The sequence below is a fragment of the Hydrogenophaga sp. Root209 genome (assembly GCF_001428625.1).
Lineage (GTDB): Bacteria > Pseudomonadota > Gammaproteobacteria > Burkholderiales > Burkholderiaceae_C > Hydrogenophaga.
Map to the genome: position 1 here is coordinate 554,564 of NZ_LMIE01000031.1, position 16,444 is coordinate 571,007.

13 protein-coding genes are annotated in these 16,444 nt (G+C 64.6%); 8 read left to right on the plus strand and 5 right to left on the minus strand.

Features of this window, described 5'->3' with window-relative positions; translation table 11 throughout:
* Nucleotides 1-6: 6 nt before the first annotated feature.
* Genes ASE11_RS21150 through ASE11_RS21175 form a run of 6 tightly spaced genes read left to right on the plus strand, consistent with a single transcriptional unit; the run spans nucleotide 7 to nucleotide 8,140 of the window.
* Nucleotides 7-3,180: an efflux RND transporter permease subunit gene (locus ASE11_RS21150; RefSeq protein WP_056276258.1), complete on the plus strand. Its 3,174-nt coding sequence runs from the start codon at nucleotides 7-9 to the stop codon at nucleotides 3,178-3,180.
* 47 nt (nucleotides 3,181-3,227) lie between these two features.
* Nucleotides 3,228-3,935 carry a protein-L-isoaspartate O-methyltransferase family protein gene (locus tag ASE11_RS21155; protein WP_056276261.1) on the plus strand — a complete coding sequence of 236 codons (708 nt, stop codon included), beginning with the start codon at nucleotides 3,228-3,230 and terminating at the stop codon, nucleotides 3,933-3,935.
* Nucleotides 3,936-3,956: 21 nt separating this feature from the next.
* Nucleotides 3,957-4,307, plus strand: a complete 351-nt coding sequence (locus ASE11_RS21160; protein ID WP_056276264.1) for a rhodanese-like domain-containing protein — start codon at nucleotides 3,957-3,959, stop codon at nucleotides 4,305-4,307.
* Nucleotides 4,308-4,348: 41 nt separating this feature from the next.
* Nucleotides 4,349-5,707: a TolC family outer membrane protein gene (locus ASE11_RS21165; protein WP_056276267.1), complete on the plus strand. Its 1,359-nt coding sequence runs from the start codon at nucleotides 4,349-4,351 to the stop codon at nucleotides 5,705-5,707.
* A 15-nt stretch (nucleotides 5,708-5,722) separates the two neighbouring features.
* Nucleotides 5,723-6,826 carry a rhamnan synthesis F family protein gene (locus ASE11_RS21170; protein ID WP_056276271.1) on the plus strand — a complete coding sequence of 368 codons (1,104 nt, stop codon included), beginning with the start codon at nucleotides 5,723-5,725 and terminating at the stop codon, nucleotides 6,824-6,826.
* Nucleotides 6,827-6,880: 54 nt separating this feature from the next.
* Nucleotides 6,881-8,140, plus strand: a complete 1,260-nt coding sequence (locus ASE11_RS21175) for an O-antigen ligase family protein (RefSeq protein ID WP_156406434.1) — start codon at nucleotides 6,881-6,883, stop codon at nucleotides 8,138-8,140.
* A gap of 280 nt (nucleotides 8,141-8,420) precedes the next feature.
* Here ASE11_RS21175 and neuC read toward each other — a convergent pair whose 3' ends face one another.
* From neuC to ASE11_RS21195, 4 genes are read right to left on the minus strand one after another with little or no spacing between them, the layout of a single operon-like run.
* On the minus strand, nucleotides 8,421-9,542 hold the full coding sequence (gene neuC, locus ASE11_RS21180) for a UDP-N-acetylglucosamine 2-epimerase (RefSeq protein WP_056276276.1): 1,122 nt from the start codon (nucleotides 9,540-9,542) through the stop codon (nucleotides 8,421-8,423).
* A gap of 5 nt (nucleotides 9,543-9,547) precedes the next feature.
* On the minus strand, nucleotides 9,548-10,600 hold the full coding sequence (locus tag ASE11_RS21185) for an N-acetylneuraminate synthase family protein (RefSeq protein WP_056276279.1): 1,053 nt from the start codon (nucleotides 10,598-10,600) through the stop codon (nucleotides 9,548-9,550).
* Between the two features lie 27 nt (nucleotides 10,601-10,627).
* Nucleotides 10,628-11,506, minus strand: coding sequence for a hypothetical protein (locus ASE11_RS21190; RefSeq protein WP_156406435.1), 879 nt, complete (start codon nucleotides 11,504-11,506; stop codon nucleotides 10,628-10,630).
* A 16-nt stretch (nucleotides 11,507-11,522) separates the two neighbouring features.
* Nucleotides 11,523-12,212 (minus strand): cytidylyltransferase domain-containing protein, encoded by a 690-nt coding sequence (locus ASE11_RS21195; protein ID WP_056276284.1) that lies wholly within the window; start codon nucleotides 12,210-12,212, stop codon nucleotides 11,523-11,525.
* 135 nt (nucleotides 12,213-12,347) lie between these two features.
* Here ASE11_RS21195 and ASE11_RS21200 point away from each other — a divergent pair, with 135 nt between their 5' ends.
* Together ASE11_RS21200 and ASE11_RS21205 are read left to right on the plus strand one after the other, a co-directional pair.
* Entirely contained in the window at nucleotides 12,348-13,754 is a 1,407-nt protein-coding gene (locus tag ASE11_RS21200) for a 3-deoxy-D-manno-octulosonic acid transferase (RefSeq protein ID WP_056276287.1), read from the plus strand.
* Nucleotides 13,751-15,022, plus strand: a complete 1,272-nt coding sequence (locus tag ASE11_RS21205; protein ID WP_082585911.1) for a 3-deoxy-D-manno-octulosonic acid transferase — start codon at nucleotides 13,751-13,753, stop codon at nucleotides 15,020-15,022. The genes ASE11_RS21200 and ASE11_RS21205 overlap by 4 nt, the downstream gene beginning before the upstream one ends.
* A 6-nt stretch (nucleotides 15,023-15,028) precedes the next feature.
* Here the strand turns inward: ASE11_RS21205 and ASE11_RS21210 are convergent, their stop codons facing one another.
* Entirely contained in the window at nucleotides 15,029-16,411 is a 1,383-nt protein-coding gene (locus ASE11_RS21210; protein WP_056276290.1) for a phosphomannomutase/phosphoglucomutase, read from the minus strand.
* Between the last annotated feature and the right edge of the window lie 33 nt (nucleotides 16,412-16,444).

The window sequence follows — 16,444 nt, forward strand, 5'->3', positions numbered from 1 at the left end:
CCCGCCATGTGGTTCACCCAGGTCTCCCTGCGCAACCCGGTGTTCGCCACCATGGTGATGATCGCCTTCGTGGTGCTGGGCATCTTCTCGTTCCAGCGCCTGCAGGTGGACCAGTTCCCCAACATCGACTTTCCGGTGGTCGTTGTCACCACCGCCTACCCCGGTGCCTCGCCCGAGATCGTGGAATCGGAAGTCACCAAGAAGGTCGAAGAGGCGGTCAATGCGGTCGCCGGTGTCAACACCCTGACCTCGCGCAGCTACGAAGGCTCCTCGGTCGTCATCATCGAATTCCAGCTCACGGTGGACGGGCGCAAGGCGGCCGAAGACGTGCGCGAGAAGATCGGCATCCTGCGCCCGCTGCTGCGCGACGAGGTGGAAGAGCCACGCGTGCTGCGCTTCGACCCGGCAGCGCGCTCGATCTGGTCGGTGGCCGTGATTCCGGAAACCGTGAACGGCAAGTCCCCCAGCGCGGTGGAGCTGACCACCTGGGCCGAACAGACCCTCAAGAAGCGGCTGGAGAACGTGCGTGGCGTGGGCTCGGTCAACTTGGTGGGCGGTACACAACGCGCCATCAACATCGAGCTCAATCCCTCGGCCATGGAGGCCCTGGGCGTGACCACCGAACAGGTGACCGCCGCCGTGCGCAGCGAAAACCAGGACCTGCCGGTGGGCACGCTCAAGACCGGCGAGGCCGAGCGCGTGGTGCAGATGCTCTCTCGCCTGCAGAACCCGCAGGATTTTGGCGACATCATCGTCGCCCGCCGCGCTGGCCAGGCCGTGCGCCTGTCGCAAGTGGCCACGGTGAACGACGGCACAGAGGAGGTGCAGAGCCTGGCGCTCTACAACGGCCAGCGCACGCTGCTGCTGCAGGTGCAGAAGTCGCAAGACGAGAACACCATCGCGGTGACCGATGGCCTGAAAGCGGCAGTCCAAGCCTTGCGGTCCGAGCTGCCACCGGGCATTCGACTGGAGCAGATCGCCGACGGTTCGCGGCCCATCCGCGTGTCGGTGGACAACGTACGCCGCACGCTGATCGAAGGCGCGCTGCTCACGGTGCTTATCGTGTTTTTGTTCCTGAACTCCTGGCGCTCCACCGTCATCACCGGCCTCACGCTGCCCATCGCGCTGATCGGCACCTTCTTCTTCATGAACCTCTTCGGGTTCACCATCAACATGATCACGCTGATGGCGCTCACGCTGTCGGTGGGTCTGTTGATCGACGACGCCATCGTGGTGCGCGAGAACATCGTGCGCCACGTGCAGATGGGCAAGACGCCGTTCAACGCGGCCATGGACGGCACGCAGGAGATCGGCCTGGCGGTGCTGGCCACCACGCTGTCCATCGTCGCGGTGTTCCTGCCCATCGGCTTCATGGGCGGCATCATCGGCAAGTTCTTCCACGAGTTCGGCATCACCATGGTGGCGGCCGTGCTCATCTCCATGTTCGTGAGTTTCACGCTCGATCCCATGTTGTCGTCGGTGTGGCACGACCCGTCAACCCTTCGACAGGCTCAGGGCGAACGGTCTCTGTACGACCGAACAGTCGGCCGGGTCACCGGGTGGTTCGACCGCCTTCAGGACGACCTGGCCGACACCTACCAGTCCACCCTGCGCTGGTCGCTCAAGCACAAGCTGGCCACGCTGGGCGTGGCGCTGGCCACCTTCGTCGGCAGCCTGTTCGTGCTGCCGCTGCTGGGCACCGAGTTCGTGCCCAAGGCCGACTTCTCGGAAACCTCGCTGAGCTTTCACACGCCGGTGGGCTCGTCGTTGCAGGCCACCGAGGCCAAGACGCGCGAGGTCGAGGCCATCCTGCGCCAGTTCCCGGAAGTGAAGTACACGCTGTCCACGCTCAACACCGGCAATGCCCAGGGCACCATGTACGCCAGCGTTTATGTGCGCCTGGTCGACCGCAAGGACCGCACGCTGAGCGCGGACGCGATGTCAGCCCAACTGCGCGAGCGCCTGCGCAGCGTGCCGGGCATCACGGTCACGCACGTGGGCCTGCTCGACGCGGTGGGCGGCAACAAGCAGGTGGAGTTCTCCTTGCAAGGCGACGATCTGGCCGAACTGGAGCGCTTGACCGCAACCGTGACGGAGCGCATCCGCCCCATCGTTGGCCTGGTTGACCTCGACGCGAGCGTGAAGCCCAACAAGCCCACGGTGGACGTGAAGATGCGGCGCGAGCTGGCGTCGGACGCCGGCATGAACGTGGCCGCGGTGGGTGGCGCGCTGCGCACGCTGGTGGCCGGCACCACGGTGGGCAACTGGCGCGCACAGAACGGCGAGAGCTACGACGTGAACGTGCAACTGGCCGCCACCGGGCGCGAGCGCGCGAGTGACCTGGAGCAACTGCCCTTCATGGTCGGCACCGAAGCCGACGGCACCGCGCGTGTGGTGCGCCTGGGCCAGGTGGCCGAGGTGGTGGCCAGCACCGGCCCCAACCAGATCAACCGGCGCAACCTCAACCGCGAGGTCTCGATCAACGCCAACGTGTTCGGCCGCTCGGCGGGCGAGGTCTCGGCCGAGATCAAACAGGTGCTCGACAGCACGCCGTTTCCACCCGGCTACCGCTATGAATTCGGCGGCTCCACCAAGAACATGCAGGAGTCGTTCGGCTACGCCATCTCGGCACTCGCCCTGGCCATCATCTTCATCTACATGATCCTGGCCAGCCAGTTCCAGAGCTTCCTGCAGCCGCTGGCACTCATGACGGCGCTGCCGCTCACGCTGATCGGCGTGGCGCTGGCCCTGCTCATGTTCGGCTCGACCATGAGCATGTTCTCGGTCATCGGCATCGTGCTGCTGATGGGCCTGGTGACAAAAAACGCCATCCTGCTGGTGGACTTCGCGATCCGAGCGCGCAACGGGCTGGCAGGCGAGGCGCCGATGGACCGCGAGTCGGCCCTGCTGCTGGCCGCGCGCGTGCGGTTGCGCCCCATCCTCATGACCACGCTGGCCATGGTCTTCGGCATGGTGCCGCTGGCGTTTGCGCTCACCGAGGGCTCGGAACAGCGCGCGCCCATGGGCCAGGCCGTCATCGGCGGGGTGATCACCTCCTCGCTGCTGACCCTGGTGGTGGTGCCCGTCGTGTACTGCTACATGGACGATCTGGCGCAGTGGTTTCGACGCAAGCTCGGCATGGCTCCGCATGCGGCCGAGCCGCTGGGCTCCACTCCTTAAAATTCATGCATTTCCCCGTCTCTTCAGACGCTCCCAGGAGCCCCGCCATGACCACCACACCTGCCCCCGCCATCCACACCGGCTTTGACCACGCCCGCTTCAACATGATCGAACAGCAGATCCGCCCCTGGGAGGTGCTCGACCCCCAGGTGCTCAACCTGCTCGCGCGCATGCACCGCGAAGCCTTCGTGCCCGCCGCCCACCGTTTGCTGGCCTTCGCCGACATGGAACTTCCCCTGAAACACCCCGCGGTGGAGGGCCAATGCATGCTGGCGCCCAAGGTCGAAGCGCGCCTGCTGCAGGACCTGGACCTCAAGCCCACCGACAAGGTGCTGGAGATCGGCAGCGGCAGCGGCTACATGGCCGCCCTGCTGGCCAGCCTCGCGCAACGCGTGGTGTCGATCGAGATCGACCCAGTGCTGGCCGGCACCGCGCGCGAGAACCTGCGCAACGCCGGTATCGCCAACGTCGAGATCAAGCAGGCCGATGCCGCGGCGCAGGGCTTTGCCGCCTGCAACGTGAACGGGCCGTTCGACGCCATTCTGCTGAGTGGCTCGGTGGCCGAGATTCCTCCGGCGCTGCTCGCTTTGCTGGCACCGGGTGGCCGGCTGGCCGCCATCGTCGGCTTCGAGCCGGTGATGCGCGCCACCATCGTCACCCGCATCGGCGACGCCTCGTTCCAGACACTGCAGCCCTGGGACACGGTGGCCCCCCGCCTGCTGAACTTCCCGGAGCCTTCGCGCTTCCGGTTCTGAAGTGTTCCTTCAAGGATGTCCATGAAAGCGATTCAGCCCGCACAGCTCGACGCCTGGCTTGAGCAGGCGGCCAGCGAAACACCGGCGGGCAGCCTGCCGGTCGTGCTCGATGTGCGCGAGCCCTGGGAGCTGCAGACCGCCTCCGTCAAGGCCGATGGTTTCGAGCTGCGCCACATCCCCATGCGCAGCGTGCCCGAGCGGCTCTCCGAACTCGACCGCGATCAACCGATTGCCTGCCTGTGTCACCACGGCATGCGCAGCGCGCAGGTGGCGAACTTTCTGATGAACCAGGGATTCACGCAGATCGTGAACATCCATGGCGGCATCCACGCCTGGTCGCAGGAACGCGATCCGGGTGTCCCGGTCTATTGAACGACCACTCCATGTCCCGCCATCCGTTTCAAAGGAACTCCATGACCGACCTGCACGCACCCGCCCCCACCCCGGGTCGATCCTTCGCTGTGAGCCGTCTGGCCATGGCCACCTGGTTGGCACTGGGCGCTGTCACGGGGGCTCAGGCCCAGAGCCTGGTGGAGCTCTACGAAGCAGCGCGCGGCTTTGATGCCACCTATCTGTCGGCCCGATCGCAGTTCGAAGCCAACCTCTTCCGCGCAGACCAGGCCAAAGCCGGCCTGTTGCCCGAAGTCGGCCTGGGCGCGGCAGCCAGTTGGGCCCGACGCGAGGTCAACGGTGGCGCGGACACCAGCAGCAACAGCCAGAGCACCACGCTCTCTGCCAGCCAGCCGCTGTACCGCCCGGTCAACAAACTCATCAACGACCAGGCCCTGCTCTCGGTGGACGTGGCCAAGGCCACGCTCACACTGGCCGAACAAGACCTGATCGTTCGCACCACGCAGGCCTACTTCGACGTGCTCGCAGCCACCGACACACTGGCCTTCGTGCGCGCCCAGAAAACCGCGGTGGCCGAACAGCTCGCCGCAGCGAAGCGCAACTTCGAGGTGGGCACCACCACCGTGACCGACTCGCGCGAAGCGCAAGCCAGCTTCGACCTCGTGGTGGCGCAGGAGATCGCCGCCGAGAACGACCTGCGCGTCAAGCAACTGACGCTGGATCAGTTGGTAGGCAGGGTGGCAGTGACGCCGAAGCCGCTGGTGGCGCCGGTGGTGCTGCCGCCGCTGCTGCCCGCTGACCCGCAAGCCTGGGTGGCGCTCAACGACGAGACGCACCCCACCATCCTGCAAGCCACGCGTGGGCTGGAGATTGCGCAGCTGGAGACGCGCAAGGCCGAGGCCGGCCACAAGCCCACGGTGGATCTGGTGGCGCAGTACCAAGTGGCACGCGCGCCATCCACCCAGACCCTGGCGCAGAACACGGTGCGCAGCAACAACGCCAGCATCGGCGTGCAGTTCAACATGCCGCTGTTCGCCGGTTACGCCATCCAGAACCGGGTGAAGGAAACCATGTCGCTCGAAGACAAGGCCCGCACCGACCTGGAAGCCGCCAGACGCGGTATTGATCTGGCCACGCGCAGCGCGTTCCTCGGCGTGCTGTCTGGCCAGGGCCAGGTGAAGGCCCTTGAAGCCGCAGAAGCCTCCAGCCAGAGCGCCCTGGACGCCAACCGCCTGGGCTACCAAGTGGGTGTGCGCATCAACATCGACGTGCTCAATGCACAAAGCCAGCTGTTTCAGACCAAGCGCGATCTGGCCCAGGCCCGCTACAACGTGTTGCTCGGCGGGCTGCGCCTGAAGCAGGCCAGCGGCAAGCTGGTGCCCGAGGATCTGCTGCCGATCAATGCGCTGCTGGCGAAGTAACGTTAGCCCAAGTCGATGAGCCTGCTGACCTGGAAGCTGGAGCGCGAGTTCAACCGCATTCGCCAACAACTCAAGGGCATCCCGGAGTTCTTCACCGAGCCCCTGCGCAGGCAGCGCCACGATGCCCAACGTGGCGCCATGCTGCAGGCGGATCACGGAGCCATTGCCCTGGGTCCCAAGGTCGCGCTGTTGCTCGTATACCAGCCCGCAGGCATTTCAGATGCAACGGTCTGGACGTGCCAGCACTTGGTCCACAAGGGCTACGCCCCGCTGATCATCAGCAATGCACCACTGAGCAGCGAAGACAGGACACGCCTGTCTCCATGGATCTGGCGAATGGCCGAACGACCCAACTTCGGCTATGACTTCGGCGGGTACCGTGACGGGATCTGGCTGCTGCAACAGTGGAAAATCGACCCCGATGTGTTGATCATCCTGAACGACAGCATCTGGTTCCCACTGCACGGCAACGAGACCTTGATCGACCGCATGGAGGGCAGCGCCGCCGATTTCGTTGGCGCACTGCAACTCGACCCGTTACGACAAACCGAAAACCTGCCACCCAAGAAGCGGCCGTTCTTCGGCTCCTTCTTTCTGATGGTCAAGCGTGGCGCCCTGCGACACAAGGCATTCATTCGTTTCTGGGATCGCTATCGCATCACCAGCAACAAATACAAAACCATCCGCCGCGGAGAACGGGGCTTCTCGCATGCACTGATGGATGCGGGCATCCGTTGCGAGGCGATGTACACACGAAGTGCATTGGATCGGTACATCGGTTCGCTGTCGAACTTGAAGCTGAAAGAACTGCTGGAAGATCTCGTCACGATCGATGAACGCATCGAGGCAGGCATTGCCCAACGCATCACCAGCTTTGCAGACAACGACGATTGGCGTGGAAGTGCCCTAGCGTTGGCCTTGGAGGCCACCGAGAAACAAAACGTCCTCGCCACCGCACCCATCACCTCGCTGAAGGTTTTCGAAGTCCCCTATCTGAAAAAGTCGCGAGACTGGAACAACCTCAAGGCACTGACCTTGATACGTGATCGCATGCGGTCTAATCGCATGGCAAGCGCTCACCCGGACATCCTTAGGGACATCGACGACGTTCTGCGTTGAACTCCCGTGCCTAGACACATTCGATTCGGGGCCGCGGCGCCCGACGCCACTTTCATGAACAATTCCATCCAGCCTACACCTCGCTGGCAGCAAGCTTTCGACCATCTGTGTGGCTGGAGCGCTGTGGCGCTCGTGTTCGCAGCCCCTGTATCGAGATCCCTGTTTCTCGTCGCAGCGCTCACCTTCATCGTTGCATGGGTCGGCGCGGGTCAGTACCGCTCAAAGCTGGCCTTCATTCGGGCTCTACCAGTGGCAGCGCCACTGGTTCTGCTGGCAAGCATCGTCGCGTTGTGGGCACCGTTCAGCCCCGCACCGTTTGGCGACGTCGTCAACAGCCTGAAGGTGTACAGCAAGCTGTTGCTGGTCTTGATGCTCGCCGTCACCTTTGCCGACGCCCGCTGGCGAGCGCGCGCCTGGTCAGCTTTCACACTGTCAATGATCATCGTCCTGGCGTCCACCTACGCCAACGTCTTCGTGAACCTGCCTTGGTCTCGCACCCAGAACCTGGGCATTGGCGCCGACCACAGTGTTTTCATGGAGTACGTGTCTCAAAGTGTCATGACAGCGATCTTCCTTGCAATGGCACTAAACAAGACCCTTTGCGTTACGAACCGAAAATTGCGCCTGGCATGGGCCATTGGCGCGGTGGTCGCCATTGGCAGCGTTCTCTTTCTTTTGCAGGGTCGATCCGGCTTGGTGGCCGTGGTCGTGGTCGTGGCTACTTTCCTGGCATTGCACACGCGCAAATCCAGACGATGGCCGGCCGCCCTGGGTGTGACGCTGCTTGGTATCGCACTGGTGACATCGAGTCCATTGATGAAAAGTCGGCTGACAACGGCGTATGAAGACATTGCGTCGTACCAGGCGGTCGATCGCACATCACTCGGCCTTCGAATCAACATGTGGAAATTGGCTCTCGACCAGATGGTGGACCATCCCATTGCAGGCACGGGTTCGGGCACATACCACCAGATCGCTGCCCAGCATTTTGGCCACTGTGAATACACATGCACACACCCTCACAACCAGTATCTGTTCTTCGGGATGGAGTACGGTCTGATCGGCTTGCTTGCGTTCTTGTGGCTGCTGTGGCGACTGCTGGGCATGGCACGACATTCCACGACGTCAGAAAGCGCCGTGCTGTACGCGCTGGTTGCCGTTCTGGCCGTGGACAGCTTGTTCAACGTGCCGCTGTGGTATCGCGCAATAAGCTATTTCTTCTACACAATGCTGGGCCTGATCGTGGCCAGCAACCTGCCTTCAGGCAGCCAGATAACGGCAACAAAGTTCAGATCTTGCAAGCCAGAAGCCTGATGAAATCCTGACCTACTGGTAGCAAGCGTGCAGCAAATGGTAGGGGCGCGCCCGATGACTTCTGGCATTGGGCTTGAACCCAGATACGCGACTGGCAGACAGCGCATTCCTTCAGCGTCCCGGAGCACTCCCGAACGCCCAGTCCTCCACAGCTTCTTGTACCAAGGCAGACTCCGAGGAGCGACAGACCGGGCAGGTGCCAACCTCCTCCAGGTCTGCAACATGCCAGCTTGATCCCGCGTGGGAATGGCCATTGGCCGGAACCACTTCTGCGGGAACATCACTCATCCGCAAACGCCTTCTGCATGGGCCGCGCCCAGAAATCGGCCGACTGGAGAACCGCGACAAAATGCTCCGCCGCATTGCCAACGCCGAACGTGGTATCCGCCGAGAGCCGATGGCCCCATGTGTCAGACAGGAAATGACTCAAGGTTTCGGTATCAAACGCCGAGCATGTGGTGATTGACGGCCCACTGGCTCGCCGGTTCTGGCGCGTGCCCACATCCAGGCTCGGCACACCCAGAAACGGCGCTTCGCGCACACCCGCACTGCTGTTGCCCACCATGGCGGAGGCGTTCTTCATGAGCTCGGAGAAATAGTTGAAGCGCATCGACGGTATCTGGCGGAACCGATCCTTGGGCAACTTCTCCAGCACCGCAAAGATGTCCTCGGTGCCGGGGTCGTTGTTGGGGGCGATCACCACGAAATGCCGGCCACTGGCTTCCAGCCGCGCAAACAGCGACTGCGCCTGGGCACCGATGGTGTCGGCCTCCGAGGTCACGGGGTGGAAGATCGCGATGCCGTAGTCATCGAACGGGATGGCATAGCGCTCCTTCACCTGCGCCAGCGTCACGCCCGAAGGCCGCGCGTGGGTGTCGAGTTCGGGTGAGCCAATGTTGTAGACGCTCTCGGGTGACTCGCCGAGCGCCAGCACGCGCTGGCGGGCATTTTCGGAGCTCACGAAATGTGCGGCGCACAGCTTCGTGTTGCAGTGGCGAATGCTTTCGTCGATGGTGCCCGAGACCTCGCCGCCTTCGATGTGCGCCGAGGGGATGTACTTCATGGCGCAGACGATGGACGCGGCCAGCGCCTCCACCCGATCACCATGGATCACCACCAGATCGGGCCGGTGTTCGTGCACGAAATCGGAGAAACCCAGGATGGTCTTGGAGAGAATGAAATCCTGCGCGTCGCCTTCGCGCTGGTTCACGAACTCGAAGAACTCGGCGCCCGGGAAACGCTTCACCTCAAGCCGGGTTTCACCATAGCGCCGCATCATGTGCATGCCGGTGATGAAGAAGCTCACGGCAAACCCGGCCTGCTGCGCGGCCAGCGCAAGCGGCTCGAGCTTGCCGAAATCGGCCCGGGTGCCGGTGACGAAGAGCAGTTTTTTCGCGCTCATTCGAATCAGCTGTTGGCCAGAGGCTTCACGCCGTCGAGATCGCTCCACAGCAGTTGTTGGTTGCGCTTGACGGCACGGGTGAGCTTCGCACCGACGAGGCGGTCGAAATGCTGCACGGAAATCTCACCTGAGCCCGGGCGGCGCGCCCAGATATCGCTGGGGGTGACCACGTGGCCTGCGGGCAGATCGCGGTCGGCCACCATGGAGCCGCGCGCGAAGCGGTACACGTCTTCCTCGGGCGCGGTGCGCACCTTGGGGTTGTTCAACGCGGTGTGGATCTCGCGCGAGCGGTCAATCAGGAACTTGAGTTCGGCCGGGTCCATGGAGCAGGAGATGTCCGGGCCCTTGCGGTAACGCGTGTCGGTGAAGTGGCGCTCAAGAATGCAGGCGCCCAGCGCCACGGCGGAGAGCGCCATTTCGGGGCCGATGCTGTGGTCGGAGAAGCCGATGACGGCGCGCGGGAAGGCGTTGCGCAGTTCCGTGATGCCTTGCAGGCTCACGATCTCGGGTGGCGAGGGGTAGAGGTTGGTGCACTCCAGCAGCGCATATTCAACACCCGAGTCGTCCAACGCCTTGACCGAGGGCCGCATGCCGTCAATGGTCTGCATGCCGGTGCTCATGATGATGGGTTTGCCGAAGCTGGCGATGTGGCGGATCAGCGGCACGTGGTTGCACTCGCCCGATCCGATCTTGAACGCGGACACGCCGATGTCGTTGAGGAAATCAGCCGCTGCGCGCGAGAACGGCGTGGAGATGTAGATCATGCCCAGCGACTCGGCATAGGACTTGAGCGATATCTCGTCGTCCTTGGACAGCGCGCATTCTTCCATCACGTCCCAGATGGATTTGTCGGCGTTGGGCGGGAAGATCTGTTTGGCCTCGTCGGTCATTTCGTCGTCGACGAAATGCGTCTGGTGCTTGACCATTTCGCAACCGGCGCGGTGCGCAGCCAGCACCATGCCTTTGGCCACGTCCAGACTGCCGCCGTGGTTGATGCCGATTTCGGCCACGACCAGCGGGGGGTGTGCGGGGGAGATGGTGCGGTGGGCGATTTTCATGGGTGTCTCGATGAATGGATTGAACGCTTACCGGAGTGAACCGGCGCAGAACGCCTTGATTTTTGATTGCATGTGCCCGAGCGTCTTGGGGCTCCAGATCAGTTTGCGAGCCTTCTCGTCGACGATCACATCGCCATCCTTGAGGGACATCAACTTCTCCGGCTTGATCATCAGCCCGTTCAGCGTCACGGCCACGAGCTTGCGGCGGCGAGTGCGCACCCAGGGCAACCAGGCTTTGATGTAAAGCCAGAAGCCCCAATAGAACATGAACTCGCCAGGAAATTTGACGGCGAACGAGGCGGGAATGCCCACCATGTGCTCCTGCGCCGACCAACTGATGAATCGTTCGTCGGCCACCATGGGCCGGAGCTCCATCTTCGGATACTTCGCATACACCGACCGGAACCGCTCCGCAATGTAGTGGCATTCGCCGGGGTGGTAGATCACGAACGAAGAATTGCCACGCGCGTACTTGCGGCCATTGGTCCAGCGATGCAGTGTCCTTCCAACCCAACCAAACGGAATGATCGCACTCGGCAGAATGGCCACGGTCTGGCGGTTCTTCATCAAGGCCAGGCCGGTACTGAGGTCACCCAACACAATGGTGTCCAGATCGACGTATATCGCGGGCAGGTCCGTTGGGACGATGCCGCGTTCAAACATGGCCAGTTTCGCGTGACACCCCGCCGTCCTCAGAGGGGGCGCCAACCAGTACTCGGGAAACCGCACCAGCTCGATTCGATCGGCCAGATCGGGGCGTTCCCGGTCGGAGATGAGGATGAAGCGTGGTTGCGACGAGGCCTTGTCTGCGATGCTGCGGGCCAGGTTGTTGATGAGCGAAGTCGAGTACTTCGTACCCCAGCAGATCATCACGCACTGCCAGGTGGGCGCGGCGTAAAGCTCCACGTAGTCGGTGTTCATTTCATTGACCATGCGCGGCCTCCAACGCGGCTTCGCAACGCTGGAAGTCTTCCAGCGAGTCGATGTCCTGGCTGCGCTCGGCAGGCATTTCCACCACGCCGATGCGCTCCGAGACGAAACTGCCACTGGCCACGAAGCGTTCGGCATTCAACACATACAGCGCACCGTTGGGGCGCACCACCGGCGGCAGGCTCTGGCGGTTGGCAAAGCAGTGCGCCGGATCCGACAGGGGCTGGAAGCGGTTGCCGCGCAGCGTGCCCCACTTGAGCACACCGCGGTCGGCAGACGTGACCGACATGACGAGTTCAAAGTAGCCCCCGGCGAAGACGGACAGCGCGGCTTCGATGTCGGTGCGCTGGCGCAGCGGCGAAGTGGCCTGCAACAGCACCACCGTGCCGTGGCAGTCGGCGGCCTGCAGAGCGTGTTGAAGCACCGGAGCCATGGGCACGGTGTCGCCCGCCAGCTCGGTGGGGCGCTCCACCAGCGTCACCTGGGTGGGGAGTTCCGCCCAGAGCACTTCGGGGATGTCGGTCGTGATCACCACGCGCTGGGCGCCGGCTTGCAGCGCCTGGTCCACCGCGTGGCAGTACAGCGGTTTGCCTGCCAGCAGGCGGATGTTTTTGGAGGGCAGGCCCTTGGATCCGGCGCGCAGTGGGATGACTGCGGTCCAGGCCGGCGTGGGAAGGGGCATCGGTGGTGTTCCTGTGTGGGAGGCGGGCCGCTTGGCAAGGGCCTGCTCAAGGGCGTAACTATACTGAATGGCCTTCGCCCGGAGCCCTCGGTGGGACGTGCAGGCACCCCCGCCCGTACCGTACCGCTCCCACCGATGGCATCCCTCTCTTCCAAGCACACCGCCTCCCGTCCATTTCCGCCCAGCTGGCGGCTGTCCGTGCTCATCGGTGTGTACGAAATGCTGTGGCACCTGCTACTGCCGGTGTTTCTGCTCTTTCTGTGGCGGCGCGGCCAGCGTGAGCCGCTGTACAGAGCGCACTGGGACGAGCGTTTCGGTGCCTCACCCATTGTTCTCACCGGTCTGGACCGTCCGGTGTGGGTGCATTCGGCGTCCATGGGCGAGATGCGCGGTGCCGCACCGCTGGTGCGCGCCCTGCTGGCCGCGGGTTATCCCGTCTTCATCACCACCCTCACCCCGGCGGGCCGCACCGCCGCCCACACCCTGTTTGACGAAGCCATTGCACAGCGCCGCCTGCAGGTGAGCTATGTGCCGCTGGAGCTGGGCTGGGCGGTGCGCCGCCTGATCCATCGCGTGCGCCCGCGCGCGGCGCTCATGACGGAGATCGACACCTGGCCGGTGCTGTTGGCCACCATCCGACGCCAGGGTGTGCCGCTGGCCATGGCCAACGCGCAGTACCCGAAAAAGAGCATCGTGCGCGACCGCAAATGGGGGGGTTTTCGCGCGGGCATCTTCCAGGCCTACGAGCTGGTGCTGTGCAAGTCCAAAACGCATGCCCAACGCTTTCGCGACGTGGGCTGCGAGCGCGTGGTGATCGCGGGCGAGACCCGCTTCGACCTGCCCGTGTCCCCGCAACAGCTGGCTGCGGCCCACGCCTTGCTCGCGCCCTGGCAGCTCGCCACGGCTTCGCCGGGACTCAGGCCCGTGGTGTGTTTCGCGAGCGCCATCGTGGGCGAGGACGAGCAGTTCATCGACGCGATCCGCCTGGTTCAGGCGGGCCTGCAGGCCGCGGGTCTGCCGTCACCGCTGGTGGTGTATGTGCCGCGCAGTCCGCAGCGCTTCGACACCGTGGTGCAACTGATGGAGGGCGCGGATCTGCGCGTGGCCCGGCGCAGCCGCATGCTGGATGCCGCGCTGCAGCCCACGCCGGACGCGCCCGACATGAGCGGTATCGACGTGCTGGTGGGCGACTCGCTGGGGGAGATGTACTTCTACCTCGCGTTGTCGCAGGTGGTGGTGGTCGGGGCCTCTTTCGTGCCGCTGGGCGCGCACAACGTGATCGAACCGCTCGCGTTGAAGAAACCGGTGATGGTCGGGCCCAGCATCTGGGGCATCGAGTACCCCGGCGTGGAGGCTTTGGCCGCTGGGGTGCTGCAGCAGCACATGACAATCGCCAGCCTGTCGAAAGCGCTGGTGCAACTGCTCACCTCGCCCACCGAATATGCTCGCGCCATTGACGGTGCCGAGGCCTTTTACGCCGAACATGGCGGCGCCACCACCAAACACATGGCCACCCTCGTGCCCTGGCTGGAAGCCCGATGACGCCAGCGCGCCAGCCCTGGGCGATGCGGGTCTACCTGGTCCTGGCCCGGGTGCTCGCTCCAGTGTGGCGCCAGGGTTTGCAGCGGCGTTTGCTGCGCGGCAAGGAAACGCCGCGCAGCGTGCGGCAGAAGCTGGGCAGCGAGTACGCCGATCGTCCCGAAGGCACGCTGGTGTGGGGCCACGCGGTGGGGGTGGGCGAGTCGATGGCGCTGGCGGGCTTGTTCGCCCGGCTGGCCGAGCGGCGGCCCGACTGCAGTTTCCTCATCACCACCACCGCGCGCACCTCGGGTGACGCGTTGCGCCGCACCGGCCTGCCGCCACGCTGCCAGCACCAGTTCGCCCCGGTCGACACACCCGAAGCCGTCTCGCGCTTTCTCGATCATTGGCGGCCGTCGCTCGCGCTGTGGTGCGAGATGGACTTGTGGCCCGCGCTGATCGCCGAGACCGACGCGCGATCCATTCCGCGCGCGCTGGTCAATGCCCGCATGTCCCCCGAGTCGCTGGCCAAGCGGCGCTGGGGCCGTTGGCTCTACCAGGCCTTGCTGCCCGGGTTTCGCGATCTGTTTGCGCAGAACGAGACCACCGCCGACGCGCTGGTGGCGCTGGGTGCGCCGCGCGAACGCATCACGGTCAGCGGCACGATCAAGGCGCTGGTGCCACCACTGGCATGCGATGCGGACGACCTTGATGCCTGGCAGCAGGCACTGTCAGACCGACCGGTGTGGTTGTTGGCGTCGAGCCACCCGGATGAGGAAGACCTGGCGCTCGCCGCACATGCCCGGCTGTGTGAACAGCATCCCGATGCCTTGCTGGTCATCGCGCCGCGAGCACCGGCGCGCGGTCTTGAGGTGGCGGCGCTTGCGTCAGCCTCCGTGTCAAAAGATGTCCCCCTGCGCAGCGCTGGTGCGCACATCGCCACCGAAGCCCCGGTCTACATCGCCGACACCATCGGCGAAATGGGCCTGTGGTACAGGCTCGCGCCGGTAGCGCTGGTGGGCGGGTCGTTCGCCAGCGTGGGGGGCCACAACCCGCACGAGCCGCTGGCGTTGGGCTGTGCCGTGCTGCATGGGCCGAACGTCTGGAATTTTGCCGAGAGCTACGAACGGCTCGACAGCCTGCGCCAGGCCCGACCGGTGAGCAGCGAAGCCGACGTGGCCCGCGAAGTGGCCGCGGTGTGGGGCGCCAACCGGCCTGTGGACACCACCGCCCTGGTGGACGAGCAGGCCGAGGCGGTGATCGATCGCGTGCAGGCCTTGCTGCCGCGCTGAGCCCCCTCAGTGCGCGCTGGCGCCCACCACGGCGTCGGGCTTGGCCTGCTTGAGCAAGGCCAGCATCACCGCTTCAATGCGGTGCAGCGCCTCGGTGGTCTGGCCTTCGAAGCGCAGCACCAGCACCGGCGTGGTGTTGGACGCCCGGATCAGACCAAAACCATCGGGCCAGTCGACCCGCACGCCGTCGATGGTCGACAGCCTGGCCGGCGCGTCGAACTTCGCCAAGGCCACCAGCTTCTCCACCACCGCGTGCGGCTCGCCTTCGGCACAGGCCACATTGAGTTCGGGCGTGCTGAAGCTGGTGGGCAATGCATTGAGCACGTCGCTGGCGTTCGGGCTGCGGCTCACGATTTCGAGCAGGCGCGCGCCGGCGTAAGTACCGTCGTCAAAGCCGTACCAGCGCTCCTTGAAGAAGATGTGGCCGCTCATCTCGCCACCGAGCGGGCTGTCGAGCTCCTTCATGCGCGCCTTGATCAGCGAGTGGCCGGTCTTGTAGATGTGGGCCACGCCGCCGGCCGCTTCAATGGCCGGGGCCAGGCGCTGCGAGCACTTCACGTCGAACACGATGTCGCCACCGGGCACGCGAGAGAGCACGTCCTGCGAGAACAGGATCATCTGGCGATCAGGGTAGATGTTGGCACCGTCCTTGGTGACGATGCCCAGACGGTCACCGTCGCCGTCAAAGGCCAGGCCCAGCTCGGCGTCGGTCTCGCGCAGCACGCGCATCAAGTCCTGCAGGTTTTCTGGTTTGCTGGGGTCGGGGTGGTGGTTGGGGAAATTGCCGTCCACCTCGCTGAAGAGTTCGATCACCTCGCAGCCCAGCGCGCGAAAGATGGCCGGGGCCGAGGCACCGGCCACACCGTTGCCGCAGTCCACCACCAGCTTCATGGGACGCGAGAGCTTGATATCGCCCACGATGCGGGCCTGGTAAGCCGCCTGCACGTTGATCAGGCGCACGCGCCCGCCCTCTGCGCGCTGGTGCGTCTCCATCTCCATGGTCTTGCGCAGTGCCTGGATGTCGTCGCCGTAGATGGCGCGCCCGGCCAGCACCATCTTGAAACCGTTGTAGTCGCGCGGGTTGTGGCTGCCCGTGACCTGGATGCCGCTGGTGCACAGCGTGGCGGCGGCGAAGTACAACATGGGCGTGGTCGCCAGGCCGATGTCGATCACGTCCACCCCGGCGGCCACCAGGCCTCGGATGAGCGCGGCCGAGAGCGCCGGGCCGCTCAGGCGGCCATCGCGGCCCACGGCCACCGTCTTTTCACCGAGCTGCAGGGCCCGCGTGCCGAACGCCAGGCCCAGCGCCTCGGCCACACCCTCATTGAGCGCGGTGGGTGTGACGCCCCGGATGTCGTAGGCCTTGAAGATGGACGCGGCAACTTGCATGAGGACTCCCTTGGGTGACAGGCAAAAAGCGAT

Excerpts from the sequence above, each read along its gene's own strand:
- ASE11_RS21150 (WP_056276258.1), top strand. The coding sequence starts at position 7 with ATGTGGTTCACCCAGGTCTCCCTGCGCAACCCGGTGTTCGCCACCATG.
- ASE11_RS21155 (WP_056276261.1), top strand. The coding sequence starts at position 3,228 with ATGACCACCACACCTGCCCCCGCCATCCACACCGGCTTTGACCACGCC.
- ASE11_RS21160 (WP_056276264.1), top strand. The coding sequence starts at position 3,957 with ATGAAAGCGATTCAGCCCGCACAGCTCGACGCCTGGCTTGAGCAGGCG.
- ASE11_RS21165 (WP_056276267.1), top strand. The coding sequence starts at position 4,349 with ATGACCGACCTGCACGCACCCGCCCCCACCCCGGGTCGATCCTTCGCT.
- ASE11_RS21170 (WP_056276271.1), top strand. The coding sequence starts at position 5,723 with ATGAGCCTGCTGACCTGGAAGCTGGAGCGCGAGTTCAACCGCATTCGC.
- ASE11_RS21175 (WP_156406434.1), top strand. The coding sequence starts at position 6,881 with ATGAACAATTCCATCCAGCCTACACCTCGCTGGCAGCAAGCTTTCGAC.
- neuC (WP_056276276.1), bottom strand. The coding sequence starts at position 9,542 with ATGAGCGCGAAAAAACTGCTCTTCGTCACCGGCACCCGGGCCGATTTC.
- ASE11_RS21185 (WP_056276279.1), bottom strand. The coding sequence starts at position 10,600 with ATGAAAATCGCCCACCGCACCATCTCCCCCGCACACCCCCCGCTGGTC.
- ASE11_RS21195 (WP_056276284.1), bottom strand. The coding sequence starts at position 12,212 with ATGCCCCTTCCCACGCCGGCCTGGACCGCAGTCATCCCACTGCGCGCC.
- ASE11_RS21200 (WP_056276287.1), top strand. The coding sequence starts at position 12,348 with ATGGCATCCCTCTCTTCCAAGCACACCGCCTCCCGTCCATTTCCGCCC.
- ASE11_RS21205 (WP_082585911.1), top strand. The coding sequence starts at position 13,751 with ATGACGCCAGCGCGCCAGCCCTGGGCGATGCGGGTCTACCTGGTCCTG.
- ASE11_RS21210 (WP_056276290.1), bottom strand. The coding sequence starts at position 16,411 with ATGCAAGTTGCCGCGTCCATCTTCAAGGCCTACGACATCCGGGGCGTC.